A 12,913-nucleotide genomic window follows, 5' to 3' on the forward strand; every position below is an offset into this window, starting at 1 on the left:
AATGCGATATATATCCTACGTACTCACGCGTTTATACTATTAAAAGAAAACACCTTGAAACGAATCTATATTCATGTTCACGTCTGTACTAGCATCCCGCGCTTCAGATACACATCACCATAAAGTCTACCAATCTAGCGGCCAAGTTTGCTGTAGATTGATCGCGATCTAGTCTCGGATTCAATTCAGCAATATCACAAGAAATGACCTTTTTGGTATCAAACAAAAATCGCAACATCTTAAACACAAAATGAGGTGAAAATCCTAAGGGTGAAGGTGCACTAACGCCTGGTGCATAAGCTGATGAAAAGCCATCCATATCAATGGTAATATATAAATAATCATAATGTGCAATAAACGGCAGCAACCGTTCTTGTAAGGCTGTTATGGCTTCAGAAGCAGATTCACATTCAGAATGCATTGCGTAAGCTACAGATTTGTTTCTAGCAATATCAAACAGGGCTTTGGTATTAGATTGTTGCTGAATCCCAATAGGAAAATAACCTACAGCATCGTCTGTGCCTTCTAATTCAGATAGGATTTGATTAAAAGGGGTTCCAGAATTTGGTTGGACCTCAACAGCTCGCAAGTCAAAATGAGCATCAAAATTAATAATTCCTATTTTAGATTTCGAACGGCCTTTTAACGCTTCACGAATCCCCATAAAATGACCATATGCAATATCATGTCCGCCACCAATAGCAATGGGAAAAACATGCTGAGCTATTAAGGTGCTAATCGTTTGTGTTAAGGCATGCTGACAAGATTCCATGGCGTGATCAATACAAATGAAATCGCCTATATCTACCACGCGTTTACCTTCAAAATGTATTGGCAGTTTTGCCAAGCGTTCACGAAGTTGTTTTGGGCCTTCACAAGCACCTACTCGTCCTTGATTGCGTCGTACCCCTTCGTCACAGACATAACCTAATACTGCAATATCTGGAACTTGCTCTTCTGTAAGGTCGCGCAGGTCTATGCAGCCAATCTCTTGATGCCAATACTGATTACCTAATTTAGCATCTGTTGTTCTTCCCGTCCAATTACTGTGTTGTCCGGGTTCGTAATCAACATTCAAGTCTTGATACATATGTGCTTTCAATGTGTAATATATTTAGTTTATCGCGTGTAATCACGCTGTTTCAAGCTAATAGAACTATTAATAGTAACGAATAACGTTATGTTTATTAAGGCAAAGCATTCATAGTTTATAACATAAGCTAAAGAAATAAATACGTGACCTGATAATTTTATAAAATAAACCGTTTTAAAACAAGTCGTTTAAAAGGGTATCGTCTACAAGATGAGGCAACGTCACTTTTAGGTTGGGAGTACGTTTCATTTCTCTTTGTATCGCAAATCGTGCATTTTCGTTTCTGGCCCAACTTCTACGTGCAATCCCATTATTTACATCATAAAACAACATCGATTTTAAGCGGGTTTCGGCTTCTGGAGTACCATCTAATAGCAATCCAAAACCACCATTCATCACCTCGCCCCAGCCTACACCTCCTCCATTGTGTATAGACACCCAAGTCGCCCCTCTAAAACTATCGCCAATCACATTATGTATGGCCATATCGGCTGTAAATTTACTACCGTCGTAAATGTTCGACGTTTCACGATACGGAGAATCTGTTCCGCTAACGTCATGATGATCTCTCCCCAAAACCACAGGTCCTATTTGTCCTGCGGCAATGGCTGTGTTAAAAGCGGCTGCAATCTTAGCACGTCCTTCTGCATCGGCATATAAAATACGGGCTTGAGAACCGACTACCATGGTATTTGCCTTGGCATTTTTAATCCAAGTAATATTGTCTTGCATTTGCAACTGGATTTCTTCCGGCGCATGCACCATAATATCTTGCAATACGTTTGCTGCAATCTTATCTGTAGCCTCTAAATCGGCTGATGTTCCTGAGGCACAGACCCAACGAAAAGGTCCAAATCCATAATCAAAACACATAGGCCCAAGTATATCTTGCACATAAGACGGGTATTTAAAATCAATGTTATTTGCTGCCATAACAGCGGCTCCAGCACGCGACGATTCTAACAAAAACGCATTACCATAGTCAAAAAAATACGTCCCTTTTTCAGTATGCTTATTAATAGCGGCAACATGCCGACGTAATGAGGCTTGTACGTGTGTTTTAAAGAGTTCGGGAGCGTCACGAATTAATTTATTTGCTGCTTCGTAAGATAAACCTACAGGGTAATACCCACCTGTCCACGGTATATGTAACGAGGTTTGGTCAGACCCTACATGTATAAAAATATGCTCCTCATCAAAACGTTCCCAGACCTCAACAACATTTCCGATATAAGCAATAGAAACCACCTCTTTGTGTTTTTGGGCGTCTTGTACTCGAATAATTAAATCGTCCATCGTATCAATCAATACATCTACCCAACCTTGCTCATAACGTTTCATAGCGGCTTTAGCATTGACTTCTGCAGCAATCGTAATGCAACCTGCAATAGTTCCTGCTTTTGGTTGTGCGCCACTCATACCGCCCAATCCTGCGGTTAAAAAAATGTTCCCATTTGGGGTTTCGCCTTTAGGCAGAATGTTACGAAAAGCATTCATTAGAGTAATGGTAGTACCGTGCACGATACCTTGCGGACCAATATACATAAAAGATCCAGCCGTCATTTGGCCATATTGTGTAACGCCTAAGGCATTGTATTTTTCCCAATCGTCGGGTTGCGAGTAATTAGGTATCATCATCCCATTAGTCACGAGCACTCGAGGTGCATGTTTAGACGAAGGAAATAATCCCATCGGATGCCCTGAATAAATATGCAAGGTCTGCGCGTCTGTCATAACCGCCAAATAGTGCATAACAAGTAAATACTGTGCCCAATTCTGAAATACAGCCCCATTACCACCATAAGTAATTAATTCTTCAGGGTGTTGTGCCACTGCGGGATCTAAATTGTTTTGTATCATTAACTGCAACGCTGCGGCTTGAGTAGAAACTGCTGGATATTCTGAAATTGGTCGCGCATAAATGGCATAGGTGGGTTTAAAACGGTACATATAAATGCGACCGTAATCTTGTAATTCCTGAGCAAATTCTTCTGCTAATTCCGGATGCCATGCGGCAGGAAAATAGCGCAACGCATTTCTAACGGCTAATTGCTTTTCGGCTTTAGTTAATATATCTTTTCGTCTGGGTGCATGATTGGCAGCTAACGAATACGATCGTTTTGGTGGCAATGCGGTAGGAATGCCTTGAATAATTAATGCTTTAAAATTCATAAGATGCTATTTTACAATTATCGCTCTATTTTGTACTAATGCAATCATCGCATAGATGTCGTCTTTTAACACGCGATCTTCTTCGAGTTTATCTACTGCATTACGAATAATTTTATGGTTCTCTTCTATAATCGCAGAAAAGGTATTGGGTCTTCTAAATTCCATGGCTTGTGCAGCATACATCAATTCAATGGCTATTATTTTTTCTAAATTCCCAAGAATCTGATTGAATTTACGCCCAGAAATACTTCCCATAGAGACATGGTCTTCTTGCCCCAAGGAGGTTGGAACAGAATCTGCTGATGGCGGAAAACACAACGATTTGTTTTCTGTAACCAATGCAGCAGTAGTGTATTGCGGAATCATATATCCAGAGTTTAAACCACCTGCTGCGGTTAATAAACGGGGCAATCCATATTTTCCGCCTAGTAATAAATAACAGCGTCTATCGGCTATATTTCCTAATTCAGATACAGCTATAGAGGCATAATCTAATGCCATAGCAAGAGGTTGACCGTGAAAATTTCCTCCAGAAATGGCCTCTGTCTCACTCAGTATTATAGGATTGTCGGTTACCGAATTCATTTCTATGTCTGCCAATCCCTTTAAATGAACATAAGCATTTCTCGAAGCGCCGTGCACTTGTGGCATACAACGTATAGAATACGGATCTTGTACGCGATCACATTCTAAATGATTTTCTACATTCTGAGACCCGTCTAATAGCATGCGTATGCGTTTGGCTACTTTTAAATTTCCTTTAAAGGGTCTTATAGTATGTAATGCTGCTTTAAATGGTGAAGCAGAGCCTTGAAATCCTTCCAAACTCATGGTACCTGCAACATCTACTAAATCTAGCAAATAGTCCATCTTATGCAATCCTGTAATAGCATGTGCCAGAATAAACTGTGTACCATTAATTAACCCAAGTCCTTCTTTGGCTTCAAGTTTCATAGGGTGTAAACCATGTGTGTCCAATACCGTTTTCGCTGGAACAATCTCATTGCCTATCCAAAATTCTCCTTCTCCTAATAAGGGTAAAAACAAATGAGATAATGGTGCTAAATCACCAGATGCACCTACAGAGCCTTGCTCAGGAACTACTGGTAGTAAATCGTGTGCTATAAAATAAAGTATGCGTTCTATCAATACTAAGCGTACACCCGAAAATCCCTGACATAACGCATGAACCTTACAAATCATCATGATTTTTGATAAGCCTTTAGCAATCGGATTTCCTACACCTACGGCATGTGTTATTAATAAGTTTTCTTGTAATTTACTGGCTTGCTCTGGTGTAATCTGTACATCACACAACGGACCAAATCCTGTATTAATTCCATATACAGCCTTATCGCCATGGGCCATAATTTCAACCTTCTGCCTACACGAATCTACTTTCGCTATGGCTTCTGGGCTTAAAATAGCTTCCAAGGTGCCATTAGCAATTTCCATAACTTTATCAACTGTAAGTGAGTCTATTCCGTATTTAAACATTGTGTATCTGATTTTTAGTAAAGTTATCAGTATTTTTGATAACTAATAAGACCAATACAGCTAGCAATTGATAACAATGAGTAATCAAATAGAATTAAGACAATTAAAGTATTTCTTGGCTGTTGCCGAAGAATTGCACTTTAGAAAAGCAGCAGAAAAACTCTTTATTTCTCAACCGGGATTGAGTCGGCAAATTAAACACCTAGAAGAGGATTTAGGGGTGCATTTATTTGAACGCCATAACCGAAAGGTAGAATTAACTCTTGCAGGGGCTTATCTTAAAACCGAAATTTCACGTAACTTAACAGAATTACACCAGATATTAGAACATACAAAATTAATTCATAGCGGACTCGATGGAAATTTAAACCTTGGCTATGTGGGCTCTGCCATGCAGCAGTTTATCCCTAATGTATTATTGCAATTTAAAAAAGAACATCCTTCTATTATTTTCGATTTAAAAGAAATGGATAATAAAAGGCAAATAGAGGGCTTATTATCTAAAGATATTGATGTGGGCTTTGTACGCTTAGAAAGAGTACCCAAAAACTTAAAATCACGACCGGTGTTAAAGGAGAACTTTTGTTTAGTTTTACCTAAAAACCATCCCATAAATACAGCAAATTTTAAGAACATAAGTCAATTAAAAAACGAAGCTTTCATTATGTTCGATCCGTCTTACAGTCCGTCGTATTATGAAAAAGTGATGCAAATTTTTGATGATAGCGGATTCACCCCCATAGTGTCGCACAATACGGTACATGCCAGTTCTATTTACCGATTGGTCGAAAATAACCTAGGCATTTCAATTGTACCCAAGTCTTTACAAATGGGATATAATATGGATGTAAAGTTTATCGAGCTCAAAAACATTACACAGCAAACAACGCTTTCTGCAATTTGGAATACAGAAAACAGAAACCCATCGCTTATGTCTTTTCTAGAAATTATTCGTCAGCATAATGGTTAAAAACCTCATCATTCTACATAAATATTCTAAGTAAAATAGTGCTATAAACACGCCATTATACATTTGGGTTTTAGATATTCTTGAATATCAAATCCGACTTATAAATGTTTTCAGTGTAATTAATTTAACTTTACAACTTATAATAATCAATTCTAGATATAAAAAATCATAATGCGTTACTCTATTTTACTATTAATGTTAGGTTTTAATTGTTTTTATAGCAGTGCCCAAACCCGATATGTAGATCGTGTGTTTAGCGGCTCTAAAATAAAAACACTAACCTATTCCATTAGAGCGAAAGACACCTTACAATTAGATGTATACCAACCCAAAAGGGACCAACTGGAAAAACGCCCCTTATTTGTAATTGTACATGGTGGTGGGTTTACTTCGGGATCGCGAAACGAAAACTCTATGGTAACCTTAGCCCAAGGTATTGCAAAACGTGGTTATGTGGTAGCCTCTATAGATTACCGATTGGCGACAAACAAAAAAGTGTTTAGTTGCCAGTCACCGCTTCTAGAGGGTTTTGAAACCTTTAATAATGCCGAAGAAGATGTTCGAGATGCCTTGTTATACCTGATAAAATATAAAGACAATTTTAAAATAGACGCTTCCAAAATTATTTTATTTGGAAGTAGTGCAGGTGCAGAAATCGTTCTCAATATTGCGTACAACAAAACAGCTTTTACACAAAAAACAGATAAATATAAAGATCTTAAAATTGCAGGTTTAATTGCGGTATCTGGAGCAATTCCTAACAGCCAATTCATAGACAAGAGCAACGCAATTCCTACAGTATTGTTTCACGGTGTAGACGATAAAGTCATTCCATACAACCAAGGCGCACACCACAATTGTTCTAAAACAGCTCCAGGATACTTCGTTATGGACGGTTCTAAAAAAATAGCACAAAAACTAGAAAGTCTCAATACCAGCTATATGCTGTACAGCTTTAAAAACAGAGCTCACAATATATTTAACCTCCCAGAAGAAGATAACCAAGAAGCCTTTAGTTTTATTAATAAAGTGGTGTTCGAAAACATGGACTGCCAGATAAAAATTAGTAAATAGCATATTAACACTGTCTTTCCGAGACTACTGTCATTCCGAGGTACGAAGAATCTGTTGAAACAAAAGAAAACAAGATCTTCTTAACACTGTCATTCCGAGAACACGAAGAATCTGCCGGTATATACTACGATGTTACTTTAACGCCATCATACCAAAAACAAACAATAAACATACTCGTGCTGTCATTCCGAGGTACGAGGAATCTATTAATACAAAAGAAAACAAGATCTTTTTAGCACTGTCATTCCGAGAACACGAAGAATCTGCCGGTATATACTACAATGTTACTTTAACGCCATCATACCAAAGACACACAATAAACATACTCGTGCTGTCATTCCGAGGTACGAGGAATCTGTTAATACAAAAGAAAACAAAATCTTCTTAGCACTGTCATTCCGAGAACACGAGGAATCTGCCAGTATATACTACAATATTACTTTAACGCCATCATACCAAAAACACACAATAAACATACTCGTGCTGTCATTCCGAGGCACGAGGAATCTATTAATACAAAAGAAAACAAAATATTTTTAGCACTGTCATTCCGAGAACACGAAGAATCTGCCAGTATATACTACAATGTTACTTTAATGCCATCATACCAAAGACACACAATAAACATACTCGTGCTGTCATTCCGAGGTACGAGGAATCTGTTAATACAAAAGAAAACAAAATCTTCTTAGCACTGTCATTCCGAGAACACGAGGAATCTGCCAGTATATACTACGATGTTACTTTAACGCCATCATACCAAAAACACACAATAAACATACTCGTGCTGTCATTCCGAGGTACGAGGAATCTGTTAATACAAAAGAAAACAAGATCTTCTTAGCACTGTCATTCCGAGAACACGAGGAATCTGCCAGTATATACTACAATGTTACTTTAACGCCAGCATAACAAAGACACACAATAAACATACTCGTGCTGTCATTCCGAGGTACGAGGAATCTGTTGAAACAAAAGAAAACAAAATCTTCTTAGCACTGTCACTCCGAGAACACGAAGAATCTGCCGGTATATATTACAATGTTACTTTAATGCCATCATACCAAAAACAAACAATAAACATACTCGTGCTGTCATTCCGAGGTACGAAGAATCTGTTGAAACAAAAGAAAACAAGATCTTCTTAACACTGTCATTCCGAGAACAAGAAGAATCTGTTGAGGTTTAAAAGAATTATACATTGCGAACTTAATGATAAATAACACATCAATATTATTGACACATGACTAGTAGGTATATTATAGAACAAAACTCATTCTTAAACAAGAACATATAAATAATTATTAGTCAATTAATTATGACTAGAACAAAAATAGTTTTTTAAAAATACATATCTAATTCATCATTGAATATTCCAGCATCTAAAATTGGTCTAATTTCTTTGTAAACTTCATCATAATCTTCATTTTGAAGAAGAGATTCTTTTTTATTTAAATCAAATGTATATTCATTATCATCGACAAGACCTAAAATTAATTGTGTATTATTGGGCTTATTTTTTTCAATAAAATTCATGATTGCTTTCAAATTATCTTTATCCTGTTCTTGCTGATTTGGTGAATCAATAATTACTGGACAAAAAGTAGAAGTTGAATATTTATCCATAATTTTAAAAAAAGTAAAATAATATGCCAATAATGCCCTTGGTAATGCACTCCCAGTTTCTTTGATTGTAGAATCCATTCTTTGAAATATTTGTTCTGGGACCTTTTCAGTATTAATATTCAATTCTTTCAAATATTTTTTAAGACTAGATCTATAAATCGTCATTATATTATCTTTTCTTACTTTCCCATCTTTATCTATTTCCTTAAGCTTTTCCTCAAGTTTATTTTTTTCTCTTTCAGATTTTATTATTTGAGTATATATTAATGTTTGCTCTTCTTTAAAAATTTCTTTAACCCTTTTTTTTCCTTCATTTTCAATTATATCTACTAATTTTATATTAGATTTTTTCCTATTTAAAACTTCTTGTATTTTTTCATAATTGGATTTTTTGTCTATAAAGTCTTTATTATATATATCTATTTCATCCTTTATTTTTAAATATTCGGACATTAATTCATCGTATAATTCTTGAAGACTTTCTTGGTCTTCAGCGATCGAAAATCTTTCCGCAAAGTTGTTTTCGTAGTGAGCTCCACAAGTTGGACAATCAACATCATTTTCTATTTTGTTAACTGCAAATTTATAATCTTTTTGAACTTCTTGAATTGATTTTTTTACAATATCTAATTTGGAATCTATAGAAATTTTTTGATTATATAAATCCGTTAGTTGTTGCTTAATTTTATTTTGATCTGTTTTTAATATTTCACAATCATGGAGTAATTCTTTAATTTCTTCATTAAAATCTTCAATAGTTACATTAAGATCAACTTCACTTAATTTTTTATTTATATTTTTAAGTATTTTGTTTAATGCATCTATTTCACTAGATGTCTCATCTAATTTTAGTCTTGTTCTATCTAGTTCAGATTTTGTGGTATAGTATGAGTTACCTTTTATTCCTGAATGGTAATTAATTAATGGATTTTTCCAATTCCCGAATTGAGATAAATTTGCAAAAGAATCCCAATTTTTGGACCAACTTTTGTCTTGATCGACATAAAATGGTAAAAATAAATATGCAGGAGGCGGAGTTTCTGGTTCTCCATTTCTATTATTAATAATAAATTTAAAGTCTAATAAATCATTCAAAAAAACTGAAAATGATTTAAAATTAAAAGACATGAACTGATTAGTATTTGTTATAACTACAAATCGTTTTTTATCAAATCTTAAAACAGAAAACCTTTCATTATCTATTGTAAATTTCAATAAACTAATTGGTTCTGTTTTTAACCAATTAGGATGCATTAATCCAGGAGTCGCACCTAAAGTATAATAGATGCTTTTTATTAGTGATGATTTTCCAACCTGATTAGTTCCTTTTATAATTGTTGTCGTTGGATTGAATTTTACCTTTTTGCCCTTTTTCTCCCTCATTGACAATATCATCAACTCTTCGAAGATTAACTTTTTCATAGCTTTTAGTTCTTAAATTTCTAACTAGTTTTTTGAAATTACTCTCCATCACATAAATTTTTTAAAATTAATATTTTGATAAAATCATCATCAAATATTAACTGTTCTTGAACAAACTTATTATTTAAAACTTCAATATATATTTTATTCATTGAATTCAACAAGTTATCATCTAACAATGATTCTTTTAATTCTATTGTCCTATTAATTAGTTTAACTAATTTTTGGAACAATAAATTATTAGGTTTTAAATACTCTATTTCAGCACTTGACCAATTTTTTTGAAAAGATCTACGAAAAACAATTGATACTTTTTCGCTATCTAACCTGTTTAATATTTCTGATTTTAATTTTGTCAATCTATATGGTTCACTTGCAACTACATTTATTATCTTATCAAAATCTGATTTTGAAAAAGATTTGTATTTCACCAATTCATCAAATGTATTCAGGGATTTTTCAAAATTGTTTTTTCTTTTTACTTCATCAAAAATTGTAGTATATGCTAAAGATGGATTGTATTTTAAATCAATAAACTTATTTTCTATAAATTTATTAAGTTTCTGTTGTGTCAAATCTGAGTGATGCTCTATTGTTAAATTACTTTTTTCAAAAAATAAAATATCAAAATATTCATTTAACCAAGTTATAGAAAGTTCCGAACTTAAATCCTCTGCAATTCTTTTAGCTTCATTTTTATCAACTTCATTGCAACAAATTTTAATACCAACAAAATTTTTATTCTTCAATTCTATTTTATAATCGCAGTTTGAAATTATACTTAAAGAGTTAGTTTCTTTTTCAAAATTTATTTTATTATTAAAAAGCTTCCCAAGTATAGAACTTCCTTTATTTTTTTTTAATAAAGTTGATATTGAATGCTTTCCTTTTCCCTTTGTTTTAATTTGGAAGAAATCAATTGTTTTTGGGTTTTCAGATGAATCAAAAACTATTATATCCTCATAAAATTCAAAAGCTAACAAAAAATCTTTTTGTTTTGAGAGTTCAATTAGCTTACAAATAGCCCAATCTTTTTGATAATCAAACCTATTTGAAGATATTGAACCACTATTTTCTCTAGGAATTATATTCTTAAGTTTTTCTTTTAATAGCATATAAATATTAATTCTTCTTATTAAAAATAATAATTTATCATAAACTTTAAATATACTAAATCCTACAAGAAACATTTGAGGGAAAACCGTAAGCAACTAAAAATAAACCTATTTAAACCCATTCCACACAAATACCACCACCCTATTTTACCAACATTAACCCATTCAAAAAAGAGATGTATAAGCATAACAGGTTGTCTTTAATAATCTCTATAGCGATTATAAAAACGGGGAATCGTGGAGGTTAATTAGAGGTTATAGCGTGGTTAAGCCATACCAAAGCCATAGATACTCCATAGATAGTCCATGGGAACCTTATGGGTAAAAACAAAAAAAGCACCGTGAACATCACGGCGCTTTTTGTATAATAAGGCAGTATCAATGTGCCTAAATGTAGAGTGTATTAGTCGCAAGTATAGTCCGAACCGGATTCTATAGTACCTTGGTTTGTTAAATCGTAATTGGCTAACCCAACATAATCGGTAGCATATTTAGAGACTCTAAACACGGCATTGGCACTTGCCACATCGTATTGGTCTAGAATACCGCTTTCTGAAACTGGATTTACGTATTCCCAAACGGTTTCTCCTGAAGCATTAACTTCGGTAAATGTACCTGAAGCGCCTACTGCTATTAAAGTGTTTCCGTTTTCTAAACGGCGTGCCCCAGAAATATATGGAGAATACATATTGCTTGGCGTATCGTCGGTATACGTCCATTGAAAATCTGAAGGGCCATAAGTACCATCTGCCAATGTATACGAACCGTCTGCATTAACTTCGGTGTCTATAACATTTACTGTAGAGTAACTTGATCCGCTAGCACTACCTGCCTGATTGTTAAATACCATAATCATGCCGCCATCTACATAATCTGAGTTAATCCAGTTGGCATCATGTTGGTTGTATAATTGTTGGTCGCTAGAACTCCCTTGATCGTAGGTTTGCGGATTTCCCCAACGGTATAAGAAATCGCCACCTTGCCCATGTGTACCGCCTTCGTGTGCTGCGGCTTCGGCTGTGGTTGTAGAGTGGTCTATAATATAAAATTCGCTATAACTTCTGCTACTTACCACAATCTGGTCTAAAGTTTCGTTATAATCTATAGCATTAAAGTGCAACCAATCTTCTTCGTCGTCGCTCTCGTAATCATAATTTATATTTAATAAGCCAGGGTTATCGGCCACCACACCGTAGTTATTGGCTGTTTCATTTTCATCTTGCACAATATGATCCCAAGCGTGCCATTCCCAAATCACTTCGCCTGTTCCAGCGTCTAAATCGGGTTGGATTTCAAGGATTTGTTCAGACCATAATTCTGAAATGTAATCGGTGCGTCCTGCTGCTGCGGCTTCTGTTGCTGTCTTTTTTTCCCAAGCAATAACAAGAATATTTCCATTGTCCATATAGGCTAAATCGTGATGTTGTAGCTCGGTTGTCGAAGCCACTTCATAATCCCAAACCACATTTCCGTCGGCATCAATAAGTTCTATAATACCGCCTTGTCCTCCAGCTACAAAATTAGTACTGCCCACATCGCCAGGACGTAATAAATAGCCATTTTCTAAAAGATAAAAGGAATGCGCTGGTAAATACTCAGATGCCCAAGTGTACATTAAATCGCCACAATTATCTATAAGATAAGTATTGGTACTACGCAAGGGTGAAAATAAGGTGTAAGCGTCTTCGGCTTCGGTGGTATTAAGTTTTAAACCTACCGTATAATCGGAGTTCGAGGTGGTACCTGCTGTGGTTAAATCGTCGGTGGTATCTGTATCTGTTGTCGTATCATCATCACTACAATTGGTGAGTATTAATGTGGATAAGAAAAGAAATAAAAAGGGTATGTGTTTCATAAGTCTTAATTTTGATTTTGTACAAATGTCAAAATTATGGTGCTAAAAACACGCCCTTTAAAAGCGGTATTCTGCGAATGCCTATCACT

The 12,913-nt window shown here is 35.0% G+C and carries 8 protein-coding genes; 2 read left to right on the plus strand and 6 right to left on the minus strand.

The window, feature by feature from the left end:
* Window positions 1-103 precede the first annotated feature (103 nt).
* From hutG to hutH, 3 genes are all read right to left on the minus strand, one after another.
* Window positions 104-1,102 (minus strand): formimidoylglutamase, encoded by a 999-nt coding sequence (gene hutG, locus Q1B05_RS08760; RefSeq protein WP_299779691.1) that lies wholly within the window; start codon window positions 1,100-1,102, stop codon window positions 104-106.
* Window positions 1,103-1,267: 165 nt separating this feature from the next.
* The gene (locus tag Q1B05_RS08765) at window positions 1,268-3,265 is read right to left on the minus strand and encodes a urocanate hydratase (protein ID WP_299779693.1); all 1,998 of its coding nucleotides are present in this window, start codon (window positions 3,263-3,265) and stop codon (window positions 1,268-1,270) included.
* A 6-nt stretch (window positions 3,266-3,271) separates the two neighbouring features.
* Window positions 3,272-4,762: a histidine ammonia-lyase gene (gene hutH, locus Q1B05_RS08770; RefSeq protein WP_299779695.1), complete on the minus strand. Its 1,491-nt coding sequence runs from the start codon at window positions 4,760-4,762 to the stop codon at window positions 3,272-3,274.
* Window positions 4,763-4,838: 76 nt separating this feature from the next.
* On the opposite strand from hutH, the gene Q1B05_RS08775 reads away from it, so the two are divergent.
* Both Q1B05_RS08775 and Q1B05_RS08780 read left to right on the plus strand, forming a co-directional pair.
* Entirely contained in the window at window positions 4,839-5,732 is an 894-nt protein-coding gene (locus Q1B05_RS08775) for a LysR family transcriptional regulator (RefSeq protein WP_299779697.1), read from the plus strand.
* Between the two features lie 171 nt (window positions 5,733-5,903).
* The gene (locus Q1B05_RS08780) at window positions 5,904-6,806 is read left to right on the plus strand and encodes an alpha/beta hydrolase (protein ID WP_299779699.1); all 903 of its coding nucleotides are present in this window, start codon (window positions 5,904-5,906) and stop codon (window positions 6,804-6,806) included.
* 1,341 nt (window positions 6,807-8,147) lie between these two features.
* On the opposite strand, the gene Q1B05_RS08785 is transcribed toward Q1B05_RS08780, so the two are convergent.
* The 3 genes from Q1B05_RS08785 to Q1B05_RS08795 form a co-directional block, all read right to left on the minus strand.
* Window positions 8,148-9,854, minus strand: a complete 1,707-nt coding sequence (locus Q1B05_RS08785) for an AAA family ATPase (protein ID WP_299779701.1) — start codon at window positions 9,852-9,854, stop codon at window positions 8,148-8,150.
* A gap of 38 nt (window positions 9,855-9,892) precedes the next feature.
* A complete protein-coding gene (locus Q1B05_RS08790) occupies window positions 9,893-10,969 on the minus strand; it encodes a dsDNA nuclease domain-containing protein (RefSeq protein ID WP_299779703.1) in 1,077 nt (358 codons plus the stop codon).
* 403 nt (window positions 10,970-11,372) lie between these two features.
* Window positions 11,373-12,824 carry an aryl-sulfate sulfotransferase gene (locus tag Q1B05_RS08795; protein WP_299779705.1) on the minus strand — a complete coding sequence of 484 codons (1,452 nt, stop codon included), beginning with the start codon at window positions 12,822-12,824 and terminating at the stop codon, window positions 11,373-11,375.
* Window positions 12,825-12,913 lie beyond the last annotated feature (89 nt).

Source organism: uncultured Formosa sp. (assembly GCF_947500765.1).
Taxonomy (GTDB): Bacteria; Bacteroidota; Bacteroidia; order Flavobacteriales; family Flavobacteriaceae; genus Formosa.

Bases quoted from the DNA above. Each gene is read 5' to 3' on its own strand.
- Q1B05_RS08765 (WP_299779693.1), bottom strand. From the start codon at position 3,265: ATGAATTTTAAAGCATTAATTATTCAAGGCATTCCTACCGCATTGCCA.
- hutH (WP_299779695.1), bottom strand. From the start codon at position 4,762: ATGTTTAAATACGGAATAGACTCACTTACAGTTGATAAAGTTATGGAA.
- Q1B05_RS08775 (WP_299779697.1), top strand. From the start codon at position 4,839: ATGAGTAATCAAATAGAATTAAGACAATTAAAGTATTTCTTGGCTGTT.
- Q1B05_RS08780 (WP_299779699.1), top strand. From the start codon at position 5,904: ATGCGTTACTCTATTTTACTATTAATGTTAGGTTTTAATTGTTTTTAT.
- Q1B05_RS08785 (WP_299779701.1), bottom strand. From the start codon at position 9,854: ATGAAAAAGTTAATCTTCGAAGAGTTGATGATATTGTCAATGAGGGAG.
- Q1B05_RS08790 (WP_299779703.1), bottom strand. From the start codon at position 10,969: ATGCTATTAAAAGAAAAACTTAAGAATATAATTCCTAGAGAAAATAGT.
- Q1B05_RS08795 (WP_299779705.1), bottom strand. From the start codon at position 12,824: ATGAAACACATACCCTTTTTATTTCTTTTCTTATCCACATTAATACTC.